Source organism: Paraburkholderia sp. D1E (assembly GCF_052682275.1).
The window spans coordinates 3,364,779-3,387,536 of the sequence record NZ_JBQYMB010000001.1 but is presented as its reverse complement, the minus strand read 5'-3'; the positions used below and the strand labels follow the sequence as shown (position 1 = coordinate 3,387,536).

The window sequence follows — 22,758 nt, the reverse complement described above, 5'->3', positions numbered from 1 at the left end:
TTTATAGGCGCCGCCGCTTTCCCGCCAACCTGAAATTCGTTCAGCGCCGCGTGGCTTTCGACGGCCCGGCTGCGGGTTCGTCGCTTCCGTCCGGAAAAATTACGCTCGATAGCTGTGCGGGCGCCCCCTTCGTGTAAGTGATCTTGCACGGTGTCCCCGCATTGAAGTGCGCACTATCACCGGCCTCCTGGATTTCCTCGCACCGCGCGAGGCGTAACGTAATCGAAGCGGACGGCATGCACAGCAATTCCTCGCCGGAATGATGACTCATCGGGTGCGCACTGAACCCTTTGTTGGTCACATTCAATGCGCGCTTCACTATGCTGACCGCACCCAGGAGTAGGGTTAGTTACGACTGTTGCCGACACATCCAAATGATGTTGTTCATGGCTGTCCATCCACGATGGGCGATCGATACCCGCTCAACACCACGACGTTGATCCGGCACGCTGCGCGAACGCACCCCGAGCAGGAGTCTGCGATGCCGCGACGCGGTTGGCACACGGGTATAGTGCATACGTTTCCCTAATGTTGAGCGCCGCAGAGAGTGTTCGAAGGCGCGAATGTACCCATGCGACTCTTGTCCTCGAAGCTTGCGCCACCACTTTCTCTACCCTCCGAGGTTCTCCGAACCCGTCTGCAAGATCTAATCCGGTCTGGAGGCTGGCCGACCTTGGTATCGGTGTGTGCGCCCGCAGGCTTTGGCAAAACGACACTGCTGGGCCAGTATTACGAAAGCCTGAAACAACAGGGAGTCGCGTCAGCATGGCTGCGCATCGATGCTGACGATGCCGATCCCAAGCGGTTTTTTACCTACCTTGCCGCTGCTTTTTGGCAAATCGATCCGACCTCCGAGCCGCTGACAACAGGCCAATCGCTATTTGACGCCAATGCCGTGATCGGTGACCTTGTTCTTGCGTTGACCGAGAGCATGACCGCGTATCACGATTGCTTCGCGTTGTTTATCGACGAGTTCGAGCATATACGCGACGCGGAAACTCTGGAACACCTGCGCAAGATGATCAAGGATCTTCCGGCGAATGCCCAGCTTGTGATCGGCTCGCGAAGTGTTCCCGACGTCGGCCTTGCGCGCCTGCGAGCAAATGGGCGATTGCTTGAGATCGGGTCAGAAAATATTCGTTTTTCTCTTCAGGAAACAACGGTATTTCTGCTCGACAAGAAACGGCTTTCGCTAGGAGAATCTGAAATTGGCGAACTGCAGAAGCGGACAGAAGGTTGGGCCTCTGCTTTGCAGCTTGCGTCCCTTTCGCTTGCAGGAAGAACGGACGCCGGCCATTTCATCAGGAGCTTTTCCGGTGCTCACGCGAACATTGCCGACTATCTCGCTGAGGACGTGTTGGCCCATCAGCCGGAGGAAACACGACAATTCTTGCTGAGGACGAGCATCCTTGACCAGCTGAGCGCGCCATTATGTGACGCGGTCTTGGGGCGGAACAATAGCCAGGAGTTACTTGCCCATCTCGAACGCGAAAACCTGTTTGTATTGCCGCTGGACACGACGCGGTACCAATATCGATACCATAGCCTGTTCGGCGCGTTTCTACGGGGCCGGCTGGCGGTCCTCTATCCGGATGACGTACCACGACTCCACTTCCTGGCATCGGAGTGGTATCTCACTCAGGCAATGGTGGTGCAGGCCATCGATCACGCGTTGGCGGCCGGTCAGACTAAATTCGCCCTGTCGCTGCTGAGTACGCATGCAAACCGATTGCTTCGTGAAGGGAGGTTCAGATTGCTCTGCCGTTGGCTTGGTGCCCTGCCTACCGGATTACTTGACGAATTTCCCAGGCTGCGAATTGCATATGCATGGGCCATGATGTTTCTGAGGCAGTATGAACAGGCAAATGCGCTGCTGGATGCATTGTTTGAGGGTGCTATCGGCTCTTCACTTGATGGGGACCTGCACAGCGAAATTGCGGCATTGCGCGCCGTTATCCTGCTGAGAACCGATCATGTGGAGCAGTGTTATCGACTTGCAATGCAAAGCACGCCATCAGTTGCGACGCACACCTTTGCCGAGGCATGGCTTGCAACGATTCTTGCATACAGCCAGATAAAAGACCGCCGATTTCGCGAGGCGCAACAGGCGTTGGACATCGCCATGCAGCAGCACAGCGAGCTAGGAAGCATTTTTGGCATGACTTACACGCAATGTGGATACGGGATTATCAATCTGGCACGAGGTCGCCTCCGCAATGCTATCGCGAGCAATCGGCAAGCTTACGAGATTGCGACGAAGGAACGCGACCATATGACAGGCAGCAAGGCGGGTGCGGCCGTGTTCCTCGCCGAGGCATTTTATGAAGCAGGTCAGCTAGATGAGGCGGAGCGATTGCTAATCGCGTCCATTCAGATCGCCACGGAAATCGGTTTTCCGGATCTGTTGATCAGCAGCCATATCTTACTAGCCAGAATTGCGCACAACCGGTCTCAGGGCGAGCGCTCCTTGAAGCTGTTAGCCGACCTGGAACAACTGGGGCATCACGGAGGGTTGCCTCGCTTAGTCGCTACAGCATGGCTTGAACGAAGCCGGTTGGCATTGCTCGACGGGCAGCTGAATACTGCTAAAGAATATATTCAATACGCGGGCAATCCGCAAGCGTGGCCTCAGTTTGGCGGCCGCCAGATGTGGACTACCGATATCGAGTCATTGGATATATCTCGTGTGCGATTGCTTATCTATCGTGGTGATGCTGAAAACGCATTGAATCAGATTAAAATGCTGATTCAGCGGGCGGAGGAGGACGGGCACGTCAGACGAGTGATGAAACTAAAGATACTCAATGCGCTAGCCCTGAGTCGGTGTTTCGAGGAGGGCTCGGCCATGCAGGTGCTCACCGAAGTACTGCATATGGCGAGCCGGGACGGCTTCATACAAATATTTATTGAAGAAGGCCCGGCGGTCGCGAGTCTTATTCGAAATCTTCGCGACCGACTCGGCAACGATGAAGGCGGGGTTTCGGATTGCGTGCCCACGGCTTTCTTTGCAGAAATACTGTCCGCCTTCGGTTCAATGTCCACTGAGGGCACACTAATTCAGCGAGCAGCATCGAGTGAGACGAAGGAAGTGTTGACAGAACGCGAGGTTCTGGTTCTGCGCCTGCTGGTGGACGGCAATCGGAATCGCGTGATTGCTGAGAAATTGTTCATTTCGGAAGCAACAGTCAAATTTCATCTGCGCAATATCAATGCCAAGCTAGGTGCGAACAACCGCACGCAGGCGATCGCGATAGCCCGCAGCGCAGGCTTGATCTCCTGATCACAATCTGCTAAGGGAAAACACTAGCAGTCGTACGCTCAAAAACTATCCGTTCGGACGGGGGGTGTCACCCCCGGGTGGGTTGAAAATCAAGTTATTCGCTCCGGTACTGACAGGCTCGGGTCCATCGCACTCGCGTCGGAATCGATCGCAGGTCTACCAGAGCATTGATTTCATCATCCAGAACGAGGAGCCGAACGATGAGCAGAGTCTACGTTGCCGGTGTGGGCATGATCCCTTTTACCAAACCCGGTGCAAACGCGCCTTACGATGTGATGGGCGCCGAGGCGGCGCGGCTCGCGCTTCAGGACGCGGGGATCGAGTATGGGCGAGTTCAACAGGCGTATGCAGGGTATGTCTATGGCGATTCAACCAGCGGCCAGAAAGCACTGTATCGGGTAGGCATGATTGGTGTTCCGATCGTGAACGTCAACAACAACTGTGCAACCGGTTCGACCGCGCTGTTCCTCGCTCATCAGGCGGTCGCGAGCGGCGCGGCGGATTGCGTGCTGGCATTGGGCTTCGAGCAGATGCGCCCTGGCGCGCTGGGCACGGTTTTCGACGACAGGCCCTCAGCGTTCGAAAGTTTTGACAAGGCGGCTGAAGAACTGGTCGACGTGCCCAACATGCCCCTTGCACTGAAATATTTCGGCGGCGCCGGGCTGAGTCATATGGAAAAGTACGGTACTCGTCTGGAGACGTTTGCGAAGGTGCGGGCAAAGGCGAGCAGGCATGCGGCTAACAATCCGCTTGCATTGTTCCGAACGGTCGTGACCGCGGAAGACGTGCTGAGCGACAAAATGATCTGGCCCGGCGTGATGACACGCCTGATGGCTTGCCCGCCCACTTGTGGCGCGGCCGCAGCACTTCTGGTTTCCGAGAAATTTGCCAAGGCGAATGGCATCGATACCGCGGTCTATATCGCCGGTCAGGCGATGACCACCGATCGTGAAACGACCTTTGCTGCGCGAGACATGATTGAGGTGGTGGGCGCTGGCATGACGCGGGAGGCTGTAAGCCGCGTCTACGAAGCGGCTTCGATTGATCCGACCGATGTGGATGTGGTCGAATTGCACGACTGCTTCGCGCAGAACGAATTGATCACTTATGAAGCTTTGGGTTTGTGTCCGACGGGTGGGGCTGAGAAATTCATCGAGGACGGCGACAACACCTATGGCGGCAAATTCGTCGTCAATCCGTCTGGTGGCCTCTTGTCGAAAGGGCATCCGCTTGGAGCAACTGGGCTCGCACAATGCTATGAACTGACTCACCAGTTGCGAGGAACGGCCGCCGCCCGGCAAGTGGACGGCGCGCGCATCGCGCTCCAGCACAACCTCGGGCTGGGCGGCGCATGCGTGGTTACCCTGTATCGGGCCGACTAACGTACCCCGTCATCCTGGAGAAACTTACGCACATGCTCGACAGGAAACATATCGGCCGCGTCGTGTCTGTCCATAGCGTGACAGTCGAGGCAGGACGTTTGAGCCTCTTCATCAAAATAATTGGCGAGACCAATTCTGTCTACAGCAACGAAGCTGCAGCGAAAGTGGCAGGGTACGGCTCGATGCCGATCCCGCCGACTTTTCTGATGTGCCTCGACTTGGAGCGTCCGGATCCGTTTGACTGGTGGCGGGAAATCGGCATGGATATCCAACGGGTGCTTCATGGCGAACAGTCGTTCATCTATCACGCCCCGATCGAGACCGGGGACCAGTTGACGTTCGAGACGCGCATCGAGGACATCTACGAAAAAAAAGGTGGCGCTCTCGAGTTTGTAGTGAAGAACACGCGAGTGACGAACCAGAATACGCTTCATGTAGCGGACATGAAATCGGTCATTGTTTATCGCAATGTCTGACGAATGGAGACAGAGATCATGATGAACATGAGTTACGAGACTATCGAAGTCGGGCAGGCCCTACCCGAACTGGTTCTGCCTCCCATCAATCGAACGACACTGGCGCTATATGCCGGCGCATCCGGCGATCACAATCCCATCCATATCGATATTGATGTGGCCCGCCGCGCGGGAATGCCGGATGTGTTCGCTCATGGCATGTTGTCGATGGCTTATCTGGGGCGTTTGCTTACGAACTGGGTACCGCAGAAGCAGATCCGCGAGTTCAATGCACGGTTCACTGGCATCACTCATCTTGGGCATGTCATTACCTGCTCGGGAAAGGTTACGGAAAAAAACGAGCGTGATGGTGAGCGGCTTATCAAGGTGCAACTGCAGACCGCTAACCAATTTGGTGAACTGAGGATTATAGGCGACGCGCTGATAGCGTTTTGATCCCGATCGATACGGAGTGTGGCATGGCAACACTGCAAGACAAGGTCGCGTTGATTTCCGGTTCTGGACGCGGCATCGGGCGCGCGATCGCGCTCAAGCTTGCCTCAGAGGGTGCGCGAGTGGTGGTCAACGATCTGGATGAGGATCCCGCTCAAGAGGTGGTGGAAATCATTCGTAAGGGAGGAGGCGATGCAGTTGCTTGTATAGGTAGCGTAACCGCGCCGGATTTCGCCGAGCGATTCGTCAGGACTGCAGTGGAAAAGTACAAGGGTCTCGACATCATCGTAAATAACGCCGGCTACACGTGGGACAGCGTGATCCAGAAGATGACTGATGAGCAGTGGTACGGCATCCTCGATGTTCATTTGACTGCCCCATTCAGGATTTTGCGAGCCGCCCAACCGATCATGCGCAGTTTGTCAAAGGCCGAAAGCGAAGCGGGCATTGATGTGTATCGTAAGGTGGTCAACGTTTCCTCTGTTGCAGGTTTGGGAGGCAACGCCGGTCAGACCAACTATGCGACGGCAAAAGCCGGCATCGTCGGAATGACATTGGCGCTAGCCAAGGAGTGGGGGCGCATAAAGGTTAATGTGAATTGTGTGGCCTTTGGCTTGATCAAGACTCGTCTCACTGAAGCGACCGCAGACGGTAACGCGATGCTCAACATTGACGGGCGCGACATCAAGGTCGGGGTGAATCCGGATTTGATGAAGGCCATGGAGCATGCCATCCCGCTTGGACGCGCCGGTACTCCGGAAGATGCGGCCAATTCGGTGTACATGCTGTGTATCCCGGAGTCGGACTATCTGAGTGGTCAGGTAGTGGTATGTGGCGGTGGTGTACGAATCTGACACCGACATGCGGGTAACGCAAAGTTTCCGCGATTCCTCTGTGAAGAAAAATATCAGGATAGAGATATGAATTCCTATGTTTCACCGTGGATGGATCCCGATCTGGTGTTCTATCGCGATACAGCTCGACGCTTTCTCGCAGCAGAGGTGCTTCCACATGCCCAACGATGGCGTGAGCGGGGTTACATCGACCGCGAGCTCTGGATCAAATTTGGTGAACTGGGCTTGATGCTGCCTGACGTTCCTGAGGAATACGGTGGAGCCGGTGGCACGTTCGCGCATCTTGCCGTTTTGCTGGAAGAGCTGGCCCGCTTGAGCGATCGGGGTTGTTGTGCTGTACTTTCCGTTCATTGCATTGTTGCGCACTACATTCTTAATCACGGAACGGAAGCGCAGAAAAATAAGTATCTCCCGGGTATGGCATCTGGAAACGTGATCGGTGCGATTGCCATGACCGAGCCAGGTGCGGGTTCCGACCTGCAAGGTGTGCAAACGCGCGCCGATAGAATCGGCGACGAATACGTCATCAACGGGTCCAAGACGTTCATCAGTAATGGCCACCATGCCGATCTGGTTGTCGTGGTGGCCAAGACGGATGCCCAGGCAGGCGCAAAAGGTATCTCGCTGTTCGTCGTGGAGGCGAAGCAGGACCCTGGTTATCGCATTGGTCGGTTGCTCGAGAAGATCGGCCAAAAGTCTGCCGACACGACGGAGCTGTTCTTTGACGACCTTCGCGTTCCGACGGGGCGAGTGCTCGGCGGAATAGAGGGTCGAGGCTTTTCGCAACTGATGAGCGACTTGCCTTATGAGCGCACAGTTCTTGCCGTGATCGCGGCGGCGACCATAGAGCGAGCATTAGAAATCACCGTCGAATACGCACGCGAAAGAAAGATGTTCGGCGGTACGTTGTTACAGCTTCAGAACACGCGATTCAAGCTCGCCGAAGTGAAAACGCAGGCACGGATCGGCCGGGTTTTTGTTGACCACTGCATTGCGCGAGTTATCGACGGCACGATGGACACGGAAACTGCTTCGATGGGGAAACTGTGGCTCACGGAGGTTGAGGGAAAGGTAGTGGACGAGTGCCTGCAGTTGTTCGGAGGCTACGGCTATATGCTCGAATATCCCATTGCGCAAATGTATGCCGATGTGCGCGTGGAGCGCATTTTCGCCGGAACGAGTGAAATCATGAAGGAGATCATTGCGCGCAGCTTGTAGCGATCAATGAGCGCCGCCGACTGCGAGTCAGAGGGTGGAATTGTACAGTTGGGCTATGAATGGGGTGATTTAACATGGCAGGTCCGCTCGAAGGGATCAAGGTCGTCGAGATGGTCGGCATTGGTCCCGCACCGTTCTGCGGCATGATGCTGGCCGACATGGGGGCGGAGGTTATCCGCATCGACCAGAAGCGTGTCGACGAGACAAAGGTACGGTTGTCGATTCCCGGGGAAGGCGACGTGCTTGCTCGAGGCCGGCGCTCCCTGGCCATCGATCTTAAGAATCCGGGTGCGATCGATGTCCTGTTACATCTTATCGGTCAGGCTGACGCTCTGATTGAGGGCTATCGACCAGGGGTAATGGAGCGTTTGGGACTCGGCCCGGATGTCTGCATGCAACGCAATGAGCGAATTGTTTATGGCCGCATGACAGGTTGGGGGCAGACCGGGCCATTGGCCTCAGCGGCGGGGCACGATATCAACTACATTGCTTTGAGTGGAGCACTGCACCCGATCGGCCGTCCGGACACACCACCGGTGCCGCCATTGAATTACGTCGGTGATTTTGGTGGCGGAGCGATGTTGCTGGCTTTCGGTGTGGTGTGCGCGTTGCTTGAATCGCGCCGCTCCGGGAATGGGCAAGTCATCGACGCGGCGATGACCGACGGCAGCGCGCTGCTCGCCGCGATGATCTACGGCATGAAGGCCGCCGGCGTATGGACGAATCGACGAGGCACGAATCTGTTCGACGGCGGAGCACATTTCTACGATACGTACGTATGTGCAGACCAGAAGTATATTTCGATTGGTCCTATTGAAGCCCGTTTCTACGTATTGCTGCTTGATCTGTGCGGCATCGACGATCCGGACTTTCATCCACAGTTGGATGTGGAGCGTTGGCCGGCACTCAAGCAAAAGCTCGCGATTGTTTTTGGCCTGAAGACTCGCGCCGAATGGTGCTCGTTGCTTGAAGGTACGGACGTCTGTTTTGCACCGGTGCTTGACCTGGACGAAGCGCCCATGCATCCGCACAATCAGGCCCGGGGAACGTTCGTGACCATTGACGGCGTGGTGCAGCCGGCGCCTGCGCCACGCTTTAGTCGAACCCCGCCCGTTACGCCGCGTCCCTCTGCACGTCCCGGGGAGCACACTGAATCAATTTTGGCCGATTGGGGAGTGGATGTGGCGCAGATTCAAACTCTCAAAGACACCAACACGATCTGAGCATGGTATCGAAGCGGCCGGCGCAACGCTGCCGATCCTGCATGATAGGAGACAGAGCGCATGTATTTGACTCAGGGATTGCATCGTGCGATGCAACAAAAACCTTATGCCATTGCCACGGTATGTGGCAACCGGCGTCACAATTTCGCCGAACTCGGGGAGCGTGTTGCGAAGCTGGCGGGTGCACAACAGAAGCTGGGTCTGCGACCCGACGACCGGGTCGGAATACTCTCTTTGAATTCCGACCGCTACCTGGAAACTTTTCTGGCCGTGATGTGGGCGGGCGGGGTAGCCATGCCTGTCAATACTCGGTGGAGTGTGGCCGAAATAGCTTATTCGCTAGACGACAGCGACACTGCGCTGCTGTTTGTCGACGATACATTCACGCACATGGTCGGCGAATTGCGTCGTCTTTCCAGTTCGTTGCGGACAGTGGTGTACATCGGGGATTCCCCTGCACCAGAAGGCATGCTGCCCTATGAGGAAATGATTGCCGCATCGCGTCCGGTGGAGAACGCAATGCGCATGAGGGATGATCTGGCCTGTTTACTCTACACAGGAGGAACGACTGGCTTCCCGAAGGGCGTCATGCTCAGCCATGAAAATTTGTATAGCAACGCACTGGCCCTTATGGCGGAGGGCTATCCAACGCAAGACGGCATAGGCTTGCATGCTGCCCCAATGTTCCATATTGCCGACGTTGGGCTGACCATGGCATTGCTTTTGCGGGGCTCGACGCATGTATTTGTTCCAACTTTCACGCCCCTCGCGGTCCTCGAAGCAATTGATCTCGATCGTGTCACCGACATCCTGCTTGTCCCGACCATGATCCAGCTGTTGGCCGATTGCCCGACTGTTGACGAATACGAGTTGTCGAGTGTCAGGCTCATTCTCTACGGTGCATCGCCCATGAGCGAGGCGATACTTGAGCGAGCATTTGTCGTGTTTCCCGAGGCCGGGTTCATTCAGGCATATGGCATGACAGAGGTCGCCGCGGCGACGATCCTGCGTCCGTATCACCATACGTCAGCAGGACGCATGGCGGGCAAACTCCGTTCAGTCGGTCGCGCTGCCTGCCACGCGGAGATTCGCATTGTCGATACTGCCGGTGATGACGTACCGCGTGGGAGCGTCGGAGAGGTCGTGGTTCGAGGGCCCAGTGTTATGAAAGGCTACTGGAGAAAATCGGTCGAATCCGCCGCCGCTGTACAGGACAGTTGGATGCATACGGGAGATGGCGGCTACATGGATGAGGATGGCTTTGTCTTCATTGTCGACCGCATCAAGGACATGATCGTGACGGGAGGCGAGAACGTTTATTCGGCGGAAGTCGAAAATGCAATCACGAAACATCCCTCTATTGCGATGTGTGCTGTGATCGGAATTCCGGATCAAAAATGGGGAGAGGGGGTACACGCTGTACTGATTCTTAAACCCGGTGCAAGTGTGAGCGAACAGGAAATCAAGGCACATTGCAAATCCCTGATTGCGGCCTACAAATGTCCGAGAACCATTGAGTTTCGTAGCGAGCTGCCGATTTCAGGGGCCGGGAAAATACTCAAGTACAGGCTGCGTGCTCCGTTCTGGGAAGGGCAGGCTCGATCTGTCAGTTGAGGCGGTTGAAAAAACCTCGCTATAAGAACTCGACGAAATATTCTGTCCGGAGCACGGCGTGAACCATGAATCGGTGATACTGGAAATCGACTGCGATACCGCGGTGTTGACGTTGAATCGGCCGCAGGAACTTAATTGTCTTTGTGTTGATCTGGCTCGGGACGCGCGCGATGCGCTTGCCGAGGTGAGAGAAAACCGGGCGGTACGAGCGCTCGTAGTGACCGGGGCTGGGCGAGCATTTTGCGCCGGTGCGAAATTGGGTGGCGACGATTTTTCAGCGACGGCGCAGCAGTCGATCGGACAGCGCGTGGCTCGCGATATGGCGGAATATTTCAATCCGCTCGTCGTCGACTTGAGTACGCTCCCGATTCCAGTGATTGCTGCGGTCAACGGCGTGGCAGCCGGCGCTGGAGTGAGCCTGGCACTGGCGGCGGACGTGACGATTGCGGCCCGCTCAAGTAGCTTCTTGCTGACGTTTGTCCCGCGGCTCGGAATCCTTCCGGACCTTGGTGCGACTTGGAGTCTGCCGAGAAGAGTAGGACGCTCCCGTGCAAGCGGATTGGCGTTGCTTGGCAACAAGCTGACTGCGCAGCAAGCGGCTAATTGGGGATTAATCTGGCAATGCGTCGACGACGCATCGTTGATGGATGAGGTCCGAAAGTTGGCCCATACCGTTGGCCATTTTCCTAACCGTGCGATTCGAGAACTCCGGACGGCATTCGACGTGGCCGATTCCAACGATTTGGTCGAACAACTCGAATATGAGCGGCGGTGTCAGGAGGCACTGCTCGATACCGAAGATTTTCGGGAAGGCGTTAAGGCATTTATGGAGAAGAGAGAACCGATTTTTAATGGACGGTAGGTCGATGTAGCTTGTGGGGTGAAAAAATCAAATCATACGGAATATTGGAGACGACAAATTGAGGAATGCGAAGCTATTACTCGCGGTAAGCTGTATGATTCTAGCCCGTGGCGCTCATGCACAGAGTGCGGGTGAATTCCAGGTGACGCCGGGCTGGCTGCACCTTCAGTCAAGAGCCGTAGCTGGCCCGTTGAATGTGGTTAATCCCCCGCTGGGCGAACAGACCAACACGGGGGGAGTCGGAAGCAACCCTGATACGCTCGCGATCACACTACAGTACTTCGTTACCGACAATATCGCCGCTGAGACCTGGCTTGGCATACCGCCAAAGCTGAAATTCATGGGAACGGGAAACCTCTCGGCATCCGGTATCAATCCCCTCGTAACGGCTCGAAGCTGGTCGCCAGTAGTTCTGTTCAAGTACTATCTCGGCACACCTGCCTGGAAATTTCGCCCATATGTCGGTTTGGGCGTGATGTACAAATTCGATACCGATGTGCGGGTGAATCCGGCATTTCAGAGCGCTGCTTCGTTAGAGTTTTCAAACGGTGCAACGGCAAGCTCACCCAGCACCGCGAAGTTCGATCCTGGATTCGGGCCGGTATTCAATGTCGGTGCAACCTATAATATCGATAAACACTGGTCGCTGAATGCATCCCTGACCTATGTTCATTTCTCTTCGAAAGCGACGATTGAAACACATCTTCCAGGGTCAACGGTGGTGGCGACCTCAAAAATACGTGAAAACCCACTGGTGACTTTCGTGGGGATTGGCTATCGGTTTTGATCGTCCATGTCACCATAGTTGAATTAAATTAAATGGCTGTTTCAAAATTGGACCAGGTAATGCGGCTTACGAGGCATGTGGGTTGAAGGCTTGGAAGTCGAGCTTTCCGGCGATGAGGAATAGGACAGTGCGCATGGTTTTGAAGCTGGCGTACCCGCGCAGCATCTTGGAGACCACATGGATTTGCTTGCGATCGAGTATCCCGCGCAGCTGCTAGCGGTACATCCAGGCACGGGCGGTGCGGCTGGTGGTGTACTGGCTGATCAGCGCCTCGAGATCGGCCAGTTGCGCGAGATTCAGTTTGTCCGCATCTTTCAACAGCGACACGCGCATACCCTTCAGTGCAGGATCGGTCTTCTGCTGCTCGCGGCGCACCGAACCGAACCGCTGGACGAGAACGATGAGCCGGTGGTGGATTTGCGATTCTCCGAGTGGGCGAGAGAAACCCACCGAGCAGGTTCACTAATTTCAATGCTCTAGGTCGGGATTTTGTGTTACGTGGCTGACGTTCGGCGACTCGCCGACCGAACAAGGTGGCGATCAATATCGAAATCTATGCTGGTCGGGAATGCAGATTATCCCGAGGTTTGCGAAAGCCTACCGCCGAGTGCTGATTTTCATGGGAGCGCGGACGGTACGTGACGGGATCTCCCGATGCGTCATCGCACGAGCGTCTGCTAGTATAAGCACATGAATATCCATGCGAAATCAATTCGTTATTTCGATGTGATCTGCCGCTCGGGGTCGATCCGCGAAGCTGCACGCAGATTGCACGTCGATGGGTCGGCGGTTAACAGGCAATTGCTAAACCTGGAGGATGAAATTGGCGCGGCACTGTTCGAACGCCTGCCCGGCGGCCTGCGCTTGACGGAGGCAGGCCAGATTTTCTCGCAACATGTCGTCACTGTGCTACAGGACGAGCAGCGGACGCTCGCTGAACTGGAGCAGTTGCAGGGCGTGGAGCGCGGTGAAATTCGTATAGCCGCGGCGGAAAGTCTGAACACCGACTTCCTGCCGGCCGTGCTCGAAAACATGCTGCGACGCTATCCGAAGGTGCGTATTCACACCTTCATGCTCGGGTCGGAGTCGATTGCGCAGCAGGTGTCGTCGGGAGAGGTCGATGTTGGCGCCGCGTTTGCGATGCGGGGCGGCCCGGATCTGACCTGTGTCGGCAGCGGCATCTTCCGCCTCGGCGCGATCATGGCGCCAGACCATCCGCTTGCGGCCCGCGAGGACGTGTCATTCGACGAATGCGCGGCCTTCCCGCTGGTCATGGCCAATCCGGATTTCGCGGTGCATTCGCTACTGTTGCCGCTGATGCAGAAAGCAGCAAAGCCCGTGCAACCGGTCGTGTACAGCGGCGCGATCGAATTGATGCGTCAGTTGGCGATGCGTGGGGTCGGCATCGCGTTTCAGACGCGTATCGGCCTCAAAGCACTCTGTGCGGACCAACGGCTTGCGTATGTGCCGTTGCGCGAGTCGGACAACGTGGCCGCGCACCTGGGCATCTATATCCGGTCAGCGCGCGGATTGCCGCCTGCGGTGACGGCGCTCATTGCCATCATGAACGAACAGCTTGGCGACCTGCAGCGCGAAGAGGCGAGCGTGACCTGAACTTCGCTGCTGCAAAAATTGCAGCGATACGCTGTTTATTTGCCGCTACGCTCAGCGCGGCTCTCTCCCTATACTCGCTTCACAACAACGAATTCAGGGAAGAAGCGATGTCTCGCCTGGCTGTCGAATCCGCGCGGAAAGAAGATCTGCGGCATCACGCGATGCATCGCATCCCGCTGCAATGGCGGAGAAAACATGCCCCCGCACCCATCAGCTATCGAAATGCAAAACGCACGGCTCCCCCGCATCGATCCCTCGCAATGAGGTGACGCGCCCGCGGCGCGCGATTCGTCGCGCACCAAGTCCGTTAGCGCACGACTCAATCCCAGCCGTTCCACTTGATAGACGCCTGTTTTCGAAAACGGCGCCGGGGGAACTGCTGCGTCCGGATCAGGAGGAGAGTACATGTCGACAACATCTGAATGGCCACTGGAACTCGTGGTGGCCGACATCGTTCCGCTTACTGCGGAGATCACGTCGTTAATACTGAAGGCGGCCGATGGCGGACCGCTGCCCGCGTTTTCGGGCGGCGCGCACATCAAGTTTCAAGTCGAACTCGCCGATGGCGCGAGCCATCCCGGCACGCTGCCGGACACACTGAAAAAAGCACCGGCGCCCGGCGAACGCTGCTATTCGCTCGTCAACAGCGCCGATCAGTCGGACTACTACGAAATCGCCGTCAAACTGGAAACAGCAGGTGCAGGCGGGTCGCGCTTCATGCATGCGCTTCGGACGGGCGAGCACATTCGCGCCGCGCTGCCGAAGAACGATTTTCCCCTACACGATGAACCGCACGAAGCCGTGCTGATTGCCGGCGGTATTGGTATTACGCCGATTCTGTCGATGGCGAAGGAACTCAGTGCGAAGGGCGCCGCGTATCGCTTGCACTACGCGTCGCGCAGTCCGGAAACGATGGCGTACCGAACCGGCGTCTCGCAGTTATGCGGCGAACAGGCGAGCCTGTACTTCGACTATGGCGACCCCACGCAGGGTATGCCACTGGCAGACGTGATCGGGCAACCGGTCCCGAATCGTCATCTCTACGTATGCGGCCCACGTCCCTTGATCGACGCTGTCATTGCCATCGCGCGCGCTCAGCAATGGCCACCCGGGCATGTTCACTTTGAATTGTTCGGCGCGCCGCTTCCGCAAACCGGTGACCGTCCCTGCAGGGTCGTGCTTCAACGCAGCGGTGTGACGCTGGACGTACCGGCGGAAAAAAGCATTCTCGACGCGATGATCGACGCGGGACTCGATCCCATGTTCGATTGCCGGCGCGGTGAGTGCAGCGTGTGCGCCGTGCGTGTGCTGAGCGGCACGCCGGAGCACCGTGACTACGCGCTATCCGATGACGACCGCGATCAGGCGCATCTGATGTGCGTATGCGTCTCACGAGCCAGGGAAGGCGAACTGGTGCTGGATGCCTGACATCGCGTCGAGCACGATTTCTCAAGATAACGGAGACACGATGAGTACGTTTGTCAAAAACGCCTGGTACGTTGCGGCGTGGAGCAGTGAAGTCGGGCGGCAACTGTTGTCGCGCACCATCCTTGGCGAGCAGGTCGTGCTGTATCGACGCGAAGACGGCACACCCGCCGCACTGGTCGATCGTTGCCCACACAAACTGGCGCCGCTTTCTCTGGGAGAGTTGAAAGGCGACCATGTGCAATGCGGGTATCACGGCATGACGTTCGACTGTGCGGGTGCTTGCGTGCGGGTGCCCGGTCAGCAGAACATTCCACCGACCGCGCGTGTCAGATCCTTTCCTCTCACGGAGAAGTACAACGCAGTCTGGATCTGGATGGACGATCCGGCGTTAGCCGACGTCCGCGCTATTGTCGATGTTCCGCACTATGGCGACGCGGATTGGGGCCTCGTCGACGGGCAATACCTTCACTTCAAGTCGAACTACCTGAACATTACCGATAACCTCGTCGATCCGGCGCATACCAGCTATGTGCACAAGAAGACGATTGGCAGCGCGGCAGGCGAGGATGTCGGCGTCAAGGTGGAGCAGGGCGATTCACACGTGCTCGCCTACCGCTGGATCAACAATGCACCGCCCGTGCCGCTCGTCGAGAAGATGGCGAATTTCGCGGGTACGGTGGACCGCTGGCAGTACTACTACCTGCATCTGCCGTCTACTTCATATGTGGACTTCGGCAGCATCGACGCGGGTGTTGAGCCGACCGAGACCAATAAGGATCGCGGATTCCGCTCATTCAGCTTCAATTTCCTGACGCCTGAAACCGAATCGACCACGCACTACTTCTGGCTCCATCTGCGCAACTATCACCCGCACGACGTCCAGGTGTCGGCAGACGTCGCGCGCCTCATGACGCTCACGTTCGATGAAGACGCCGTGTTGCTGGCCTACGTCCAGCGTGAGCAGGAACGCATGGGGGTGCGCGAGTACACCCGGCTCGGCATCGACAACGCGCCTGCGCGGATCCGCAAGATGGTCGACCGTCTGCAAGCAAAAGAAGCGGTGTCCCCGATCGTCCATGTGCTGCACGCTGCGCCGGGCGAATCACAGTCATCCACGTTGTAACTATCAGGAGCTGGAGATGGAATTTTCGATTGGCTGTAACGGCCGCGGCGTACAGCATACGCGGCCGGTGTCGGTAGACGAGCAGTTCCGCATGTTGAAAGAGTCCGGCGTATTCGACCACTTCGACCGCATGCCGCAACCCGGTGAGGAAAGTGACTATCTGCGCGCGGCCGACCGGCATGGTATTCCGATTCGCACAGGCTTGTGGTCATACACCGCGGGCCGGGACGAGGCGGTGCTCGAGAAGAATCTGCGCTTGTGCAAGGACGCCGGCGGTGAGTTTCACAACATCATGCTGTACACAAAGCACGCCAAAGGTCATGTGGTGACCGATCAGGAGATTGTCGACTTTTATCTGCACGCCCATGAACTCGGGCAGAAGATCGGTATCGCCATCGGTTTCGAAGTCCATATCTACATGTGGTCGGAAGATCTTCGACGCATCACGCCGGTGGCCCGCCAGGTCCAGCAGCGTGGGGTGCCGTTTAACTTCGTTCTCGACCACAGCCATGTCCTGCTGAAGGTGGACAACCCCGAGGAACAGGACGTCAGCGGCATTCGCGAAGATGTGGAGTCCGGACGGTTTGTCATCGATCCCTATGAAGACGGCAATGTGCTCGACCAGTGGATCGGTATGAACATGACTCACTGGTTGCAGATCAGGCCCGTCTCGCCGAACGGCCCAAAGAACCCATGGGAAATGAAGGACGGCGGCACCTACGGTCGTGCTTGCCAGTATCCGTTTTTCAAACCGGCGCCGGGCGAGTGGCATCTGCCGTGGAACGCTTATCGCGTCGAACCCTGCAAGGACGTCGTGCGCCGCGTACTGCGGCATCACCGCGACACACCTGATAGCCCACTGCGCTACATCACCACAGACATGATCGACATGCCCGATTACGGCGGCGGCGTGAAGTACTCGCTGTTCGAGCAGAACGTGGCGATTGCGGAATGGTTCCGTCGCACGTGGGTGGACATCAAGGCAGAAAAACCAGCCGCTGCGCGCGCTTGACCGCAATGCATGCAAAGGACGCGCCCACGAAGTGCGTCCGGAAAACAAAAACATATCCGGAGGAGACACGTGAAAAAATATAGGGGCTTGCTGGCCATTGCGCTAGCGACGCTCGGGATGTCATCTGCGCACGCGTTCGATTGGAGCGACACATCGCTTGGCTGGAGCTACGGTCCGAGCTATCACGAACCCTCCTTGACCGACCGCAACGGCAACGCTCAGGATATTGGCAAGAACACTGTCACGTTTACCCACGTCGACGGCTACAAGTACGGTACCAATTTCTTTAACGTCGACATGCTGCTGTCGAATAGCGCGGATCCGTCCAATAATTCGAACAGCGGGGCGACTGAGTTCTATGCGATCTATCGCCACAATCTCAGCATGAATGCCGTGACGGGTACACAAGCGTTCGCGCTTGGACCCCTCAAGGATCTCACGCTCGACGCCGGATTCATTCTGGGCAGCAAGAACAATGCGTTTGCATCACGCAAACGGGCCATCGTGGTGGGACCGAATCTGGTTTTCAAGGTCCCAGGACATTTCGATGTCGCGCTGCTTTATTACAAGGAGAACAACAACAACGGCATCGCAGGCACGGAAGTCAATTTTCGCGGTACCTGGTCCATCGAGTCCGCGTGGGGCATTCCGTTTCGTGTAGGACGTGTGCCGCTGAGCCTGGAAGGATTTCTGGATGTAGTCGGTCCAAAAGGCAAAGACGGCTTCAATGCCGATACGAAAACCGAAATGTTGTTCCGATCCAAGCTGATGTTCGATGTGGGCGCACTGGCAGGCCACAAGGATCTGGTGCGCGTCGGTTTTGGTTGGGAATACTGGATCAATAAATATGGCACGGATCATCGGAGCGTCAAAGGCGCGCTGCAAAGCACGCCTTTCGTGACCGCGGATATCCATTTTTAATGAATGACCTGCGATGGACTAAAGCGGATTGTCGCAGACCGCTGACATCACATCGCGTTTGTGACTACCTTTTGATACACGAGGAATTTCGATGAAGACCAAAGCAGCCATCGCCTGGAAAGCCGGCGCCCCGTTGACGATTGAAGAAGTGGATCTGGAAGGCCCGCGCGCGGGTGAAGTCCTTATCGAAGTGAAGGCCACCGGGATCTGCCATACCGATTACTACACTTTGTCGGGTGCGGACCCTGAAGGCATCTTCCCTGCGATTCTCGGCCACGAAGGCGCAGGCGTGATCGTCGACGTCGGTCCAGGTGTCGGCACGCTTAAAAAAGGCGATCACGTGATTCCGCTGTACACGCCGGAATGCCGCCAGTGCAAATTCTGTCTGTCGCGCAAGACCAATCTTTGTCAGGCGATCCGTTCGACGCAAGGCCGTGGGCTGATGCCGGATGCGACCTCACGCTTCTCGCTGGACGGCAAGCCGCTGTTTCACTACATGGGCACATCGACGTTTTCGAACTACATCGTCGTGCCGGAAATCGCGGTGGCGAAGGTGCGTGAAGACGCGCCGTTCGACAAGATCTGCTACATCGGCTGCGGCGTGACGACGGGCGTGGGCGCGGTCGTGTATTCGGCGAAGGTCGAAGCGGGTGCGAACGTGGTGGTGTTCGGGCTCGGCGGCATCGGCCTGAACGTGATCCAGGGCGCGAAGATGGTGGGCGCGGACAAGATCATCGGCGTGGATCTGAACCCGGGCCGCGTCGAGCTGGCGAAGAAATTCGGCATGACCCACTTCATCAACCCGAACGAAGTGGAGAACGTGGTCGATCACATCGTGCAGCTCACCGATGGTGGCGCGGACTACTCGTTCGAATGCATCGGCAACACCAAGGTGATGCGTCAGGCACTGGAGTGTACGCATAAGGGCTGGGGCCAGTCGTTCATCATCGGTGTGGCGGCAGCGGGCGAAGAGATCAGCACGCGGCCGTTCCAGCTGGTGACGGGCCGCGAGTGGAAGGGCTCGGCGTTCGGCGGCGCGCGCGGGCGTACAGACGTGCCGAAGATCGTCGACTGGTACATGGAAGGCAAGATCAATATCGACGACCTGATCACGCACCGTCTGCCGCTCGAACGCATCAACGAAGGCTTTGATCTGATGAAGAAGGGCGAGTCGATCCGCTCGGTGGTGTTGTACTAACGCGGCGCGGACAGGAGCATATCGATGCTTGAATTATTGTCGTCGCATGCCTGCCATGGCGGCGAGCAGCGCATCTATCGTCACGACTCGCAGACCGTCGGTCTGCCGATGCGTTTCTCGGTGTATCTGCCGCCGCAGGCCTTGCGGGCCAACGCGAATGTACCGGCGCTGTTCTATCTCGCGGGTCTGACCTGCACGGAAGAAACCTTTCCGGTCAAGGCGGGCGCACAGCGCTTCGCGGCGCAGCATGGCATCGCGCTGATCGCGCCGGACACCAGTCCGCGCGGTGCGGGTGTGCCGGGCGAAAGTGCAGCATGGGACTTTGGCGTGGGTGCGGGCTTTTACGTCGACGCGATCCAGCAGCCGTGGGCGCAGCACTACCGGATGTACTCCTACGTGCGTGACGAACTGCGCGAAACGGCGCTTGCGAATCTGCCGGTGGACGGCGCGCGTCTGGGCATTTTCGGGCATTCGATGGGAGGGCATGGCGCGTTGATGCTGGCGCTGCGCAACCCGGAGATCTACCGCTCGGTGTCGGCCTTCGCGCCGATCGCGGCACCTTCACAGTGCCCGTGGGGCGTGAAGGCGTTCAGCGGGTATCTGGGTGAAGACCGGGAAGGGTGGCGCAAGTATGACTCGAGCGAACTGGTCGCTCGTGCATCGCGCAAGTTCAAGGAAGGGATTCTGGTCGATCAGGGGCTGGCGGATCAGTTCCTCGCCGAGCAACTGAACCCGGATGTGTTCGAAGCGGCCTGCAAAGCCGCGGGGCAGCCGCTGACGTTGCGCCGTCGCGCGGGCTACGATCACGGCTACTACTTCATCTCGACGTTCATCGAAGATCACATCGCGCATCACGCCCGATGCCTGTCGTTAGCCAAGACATAAGCACGATGCTCCGGGTGTTCGCCGACATGTTGGGGCAACTGCATGCGCTGCGTGGTCGAGATAGAGACCACTGAACCGGGTGTCGTGTTTGAGGATCACGGTGTCGCAATCTGCGACGCCGTCCACATAAGCCGCACGTCATGAACGACGCGGCATTCAGGAGACAAGAAATGCGCAATGCTACTGCCACGGCGGACAGGCTGACAGTCGATCCCGTCGATCAGAGGCCGCCGTTCGGGCAATTACTGGTACTTGGCATTCAACACGTGCTCGTCATGTATGCGGGGGCGATCACTGTGCCGTTGATTATCGGTGGCGCGCTCAAACTGCCGCCCGAGCAGATTGCTTTTCTGATCAACGCGGACCTCTTTGCGAGCGGCATCGCCACCTTGATTCAGACCGTCGGAATCTTCGGTTTCGGTATCCGTTTGCCGGTGATGATGGGCGTGACGTTTGCCGCCGTAGGTCCGATGATTGCGATCGGCACAACGCCAGGGCTCGGGATTCTGGATATTTTTGGCGCCGGAATGGTGGCCGGCGTGATCGGGATGATCGTCGCGCCGTTTGTCAGCCGGTTGATCGCGTGGTTTCCGCCGGTGGTCACCGGTACGGTGATCACGGTGATTGGTGTCACGCTAATGGAGGTCGCGATCAACTGGGCGGGCGGCGGTGTCGGTAATCCGCATTTCGGCAATCCGGTTTATCTCGGCGTGTCGCTTGCTGTGCTTGCGTTCATTGTCGCCGTGATGCGGTTCGGAAGCGGCTTTATTGGCCGCATCGCAGTGCTGCTTGGCATTCTCTTCGGTTCCGTCGTGGCAGCGCTACTCGGCAAGGTATCGCTCGCGGGCGTCGATTCAGCACCGTGGCTGGCTGTCGTTATGCCGTTTCATTTCGGTTGGCCGCGTTTCGATATTCCTGCGATCGCAGCGATGACGATCGTCTTGCTCGTTACCTACATTGAATCCACAGGGATGTTTCTCGCGGTAGGCGAACTGGTCGGCAGGCCGGTCGACGGCAAAGCGTTGACGCGCGGCTTGCGTACCGATGGGTTGGGGACCTTCATCGGTGCGGTTTTCAACACCTTTCCGTACACGTCGTACTCGCAGAATGTCGGCCTCGTCGGCGTGACGGGTGTACGCAGCCGATGGGTCTGCGTGGCAGGCGCGGTCATGCTGATCCTGCTTGGCCTCGTGCCGAAAATGGCCACCATCGTGGCCGCCGTCCCGCAATTCGTGTTGGGCGGCGCTGGCATTGTGATGTTCGGCATGGTCGCGGCGACCGGCATCAAGATTCTGGCCGGCAGCGATTTTGCGGAGAACCGCAATAACCTGTATGTGGTGGCGATCAGTCTTGGCATCGGGCTGATTCCGATGGTGTCAAAGCAGTTCTTCAATGCGTTGCCGGTCGAACTCGCGCCGCTTATGCATAGCGGGATTCTGCTGGCTTCGATATCGGCTGTTGTCCTCAATATGATTTTCAACGGGGTGCGCGATCCGCAAAAAAGCAATGTTGTTGCCGCGGATGGGGGAGCCTGAAGCGCGCCCTCAGGCGCATTCGATGACTCGTTTCGCCCCGTTTGCCGCAGCATGATCGAGCAGCGCGCCTTGCGAGAGCCGCCGGTTCAAGGCAACCGGCGGCCTATTTGATCTGGACCACTTGCCCGCTTTTGCCAGGCTCCTCGTTCTTCGTCTCTGAAAGCAGGGCTTCACGCAAGGACAGGCCGGGTCGCTTTACCTTGTGTCCCAGGCAGAATCCTTCGAGCGTGCGGTAATGGCCCTTCATCAACGCCTGCGCACGCGTCACCTCTCCGGCTTGTAAAAAGCCGATGATTTCCTCGTGATCGCGACAAAGATGACCGTGATCGAAGTCGTCGTAATGAAACGACGTGAAGAGCCGTTCCTGCGCAATCAGGCTGGCGTGAATGGCCTCGAGCGTGCGATTGCCGGCCGTCTGCACGATAAGCAAATGGAAATCCGGTCCTAACCGGTACTCAAGATCGACATTGCTGCGCTGATGCGCGACACGCTGCTCGCTCAGATGCTGATGCAGACGCTGCACATCTGACGCCGTCATCGTGCTGGCAAATTTTTCCATCGCCGCGCATTCGATCATCGCGAGTGCTTCGAACGTTTCGTGAATTTCGAACTCAGTGGGCTGCGCCACCGACGCGCCGCGGTTGTGTTCGACACGGACGAGTTTGCTTTGCGACAGCCGTATCAGCACCTGACGGATCACCGTTCGCCCCACTTCAAAGATAGACGCGAGTTCGGTCTCGCCGAGGCGCGTTCCGGGAGCGAGCCGTTGCAACAGGATCGCGTCGGTAATCGCATCGACGACGGTTTGTGTGGACGTTTCCTTCATGACTAACGGTCTCGTATTGCTAGAACTAATGCCCCAGCATAGGGGGCAAATCACGAAAACGGCATACGCGAGGGTATACATTTTTCTA

20 protein-coding genes and 1 pseudogene are annotated in these 22,758 nt (G+C 57.4%); 18 read left to right on the top strand and 3 right to left on the bottom strand.

What is annotated here, in order from left to right; genetic code table 11:
- Positions 1 to 40 precede the first annotated feature (40 nt).
- Positions 41 to 271: a hypothetical protein gene (locus ACUN0E_RS15215; protein ID WP_445567124.1), complete on the bottom strand. Its 231-nt coding sequence runs from the start codon at positions 269 to 271 to the stop codon at positions 41 to 43.
- A 411-nt stretch (positions 272 to 682) separates the two neighbouring features.
- On the opposite strand from ACUN0E_RS15215, the gene ACUN0E_RS15210 reads away from it, so the two are divergent.
- The 10 genes from ACUN0E_RS15210 to ACUN0E_RS15165 all read left to right on the top strand — a co-directional run bounded on the left by ACUN0E_RS15210 (position 683) and on the right by ACUN0E_RS15165 (position 12,128).
- Positions 683 to 3,280, top strand: a complete 2,598-nt coding sequence (locus tag ACUN0E_RS15210; protein WP_445570446.1) for a LuxR C-terminal-related transcriptional regulator — start codon at positions 683 to 685, stop codon at positions 3,278 to 3,280.
- Positions 3,281 to 3,480: 200 nt separating this feature from the next.
- Positions 3,481 to 4,662: a lipid-transfer protein gene (locus ACUN0E_RS15205; RefSeq protein ID WP_445567123.1), complete on the top strand. Its 1,182-nt coding sequence runs from the start codon at positions 3,481 to 3,483 to the stop codon at positions 4,660 to 4,662.
- A 32-nt stretch (positions 4,663 to 4,694) separates the two neighbouring features.
- Positions 4,695 to 5,138: a MaoC family dehydratase N-terminal domain-containing protein gene (locus ACUN0E_RS15200; RefSeq protein ID WP_445567122.1), complete on the top strand. Its 444-nt coding sequence runs from the start codon at positions 4,695 to 4,697 to the stop codon at positions 5,136 to 5,138.
- 18 nt (positions 5,139 to 5,156) lie between these two features.
- Positions 5,157 to 5,573: a MaoC family dehydratase gene (locus ACUN0E_RS15195; protein ID WP_445567121.1), complete on the top strand. Its 417-nt coding sequence runs from the start codon at positions 5,157 to 5,159 to the stop codon at positions 5,571 to 5,573.
- A gap of 23 nt (positions 5,574 to 5,596) precedes the next feature.
- Complete coding sequence (locus tag ACUN0E_RS15190; RefSeq protein WP_445567120.1) at positions 5,597 to 6,424, top strand: SDR family NAD(P)-dependent oxidoreductase; 828 nt, start codon at positions 5,597 to 5,599, stop codon at positions 6,422 to 6,424.
- A gap of 66 nt (positions 6,425 to 6,490) precedes the next feature.
- On the top strand, positions 6,491 to 7,642 hold the full coding sequence (locus ACUN0E_RS15185; RefSeq protein WP_445567119.1) for an acyl-CoA dehydrogenase family protein: 1,152 nt from the start codon (positions 6,491 to 6,493) through the stop codon (positions 7,640 to 7,642).
- Between the two features lie 74 nt (positions 7,643 to 7,716).
- The gene (locus ACUN0E_RS15180; protein WP_445567118.1) at positions 7,717 to 8,865 is read left to right on the top strand and encodes a CaiB/BaiF CoA transferase family protein; all 1,149 of its coding nucleotides are present in this window, start codon (positions 7,717 to 7,719) and stop codon (positions 8,863 to 8,865) included.
- A gap of 60 nt (positions 8,866 to 8,925) precedes the next feature.
- Positions 8,926 to 10,479, top strand: a complete 1,554-nt coding sequence (locus ACUN0E_RS15175) for a long-chain-fatty-acid--CoA ligase (RefSeq protein ID WP_445567117.1) — start codon at positions 8,926 to 8,928, stop codon at positions 10,477 to 10,479.
- Positions 10,480 to 10,537: 58 nt separating this feature from the next.
- Complete coding sequence (locus tag ACUN0E_RS15170) at positions 10,538 to 11,341, top strand: enoyl-CoA hydratase-related protein (protein ID WP_445567116.1); 804 nt, start codon at positions 10,538 to 10,540, stop codon at positions 11,339 to 11,341.
- Between the two features lie 58 nt (positions 11,342 to 11,399).
- Positions 11,400 to 12,128 (top strand): OmpW/AlkL family protein, encoded by a 729-nt coding sequence (locus tag ACUN0E_RS15165; RefSeq protein ID WP_445567115.1) that lies wholly within the window; start codon positions 11,400 to 11,402, stop codon positions 12,126 to 12,128.
- Positions 12,129 to 12,194: 66 nt separating this feature from the next.
- On the opposite strand, the pseudogene ACUN0E_RS15160 reads toward ACUN0E_RS15165, so the two are convergent.
- Positions 12,195 to 12,500 (bottom strand): annotated as a pseudogene (locus ACUN0E_RS15160) (transposase); the annotation flags it as partial.
- A gap of 318 nt (positions 12,501 to 12,818) precedes the next feature.
- On the opposite strand from ACUN0E_RS15160, the gene ACUN0E_RS15155 reads away from it, so the two are divergent.
- From ACUN0E_RS15155 to ACUN0E_RS15120, 8 genes are all read left to right on the top strand, one after another.
- Complete coding sequence (locus ACUN0E_RS15155) at positions 12,819 to 13,742, top strand: LysR family transcriptional regulator (RefSeq protein WP_445567114.1); 924 nt, start codon at positions 12,819 to 12,821, stop codon at positions 13,740 to 13,742.
- Between the two features lie 405 nt (positions 13,743 to 14,147).
- Entirely contained in the window at positions 14,148 to 15,170 is a 1,023-nt protein-coding gene (locus tag ACUN0E_RS15150) for a PDR/VanB family oxidoreductase (RefSeq protein ID WP_445567113.1), read from the top strand.
- 40 nt (positions 15,171 to 15,210) lie between these two features.
- Positions 15,211 to 16,293 (top strand): aromatic ring-hydroxylating dioxygenase subunit alpha, encoded by a 1,083-nt coding sequence (locus ACUN0E_RS15145; protein WP_445567112.1) that lies wholly within the window; start codon positions 15,211 to 15,213, stop codon positions 16,291 to 16,293.
- Between the two features lie 16 nt (positions 16,294 to 16,309).
- A complete protein-coding gene (locus tag ACUN0E_RS15140) occupies positions 16,310 to 17,305 on the top strand; it encodes a xylose isomerase (RefSeq protein ID WP_445567111.1) in 996 nt (331 codons plus the stop codon).
- Between the two features lie 69 nt (positions 17,306 to 17,374).
- The gene (locus ACUN0E_RS15135) at positions 17,375 to 18,226 is read left to right on the top strand and encodes an outer envelope protein (RefSeq protein WP_445567110.1); all 852 of its coding nucleotides are present in this window, start codon (positions 17,375 to 17,377) and stop codon (positions 18,224 to 18,226) included.
- A gap of 91 nt (positions 18,227 to 18,317) precedes the next feature.
- The gene (locus ACUN0E_RS15130; protein WP_408192492.1) at positions 18,318 to 19,424 is read left to right on the top strand and encodes an S-(hydroxymethyl)glutathione dehydrogenase/class III alcohol dehydrogenase; all 1,107 of its coding nucleotides are present in this window, start codon (positions 18,318 to 18,320) and stop codon (positions 19,422 to 19,424) included.
- Between the two features lie 24 nt (positions 19,425 to 19,448).
- Positions 19,449 to 20,309, top strand: coding sequence for an S-formylglutathione hydrolase (gene fghA / locus ACUN0E_RS15125; RefSeq protein WP_445567109.1), 861 nt, complete (start codon positions 19,449 to 19,451; stop codon positions 20,307 to 20,309).
- Positions 20,310 to 20,479: 170 nt separating this feature from the next.
- Positions 20,480 to 21,844: a nucleobase:cation symporter-2 family protein gene (locus tag ACUN0E_RS15120; protein ID WP_445567108.1), complete on the top strand. Its 1,365-nt coding sequence runs from the start codon at positions 20,480 to 20,482 to the stop codon at positions 21,842 to 21,844.
- 103 nt (positions 21,845 to 21,947) lie between these two features.
- Here the strand turns inward: ACUN0E_RS15120 and ACUN0E_RS15115 are convergent, their stop codons facing one another.
- Complete coding sequence (locus ACUN0E_RS15115) at positions 21,948 to 22,670, bottom strand: GntR family transcriptional regulator (protein WP_445567107.1); 723 nt, start codon at positions 22,668 to 22,670, stop codon at positions 21,948 to 21,950.
- Between the last annotated feature and the right edge of the window lie 88 nt (positions 22,671 to 22,758).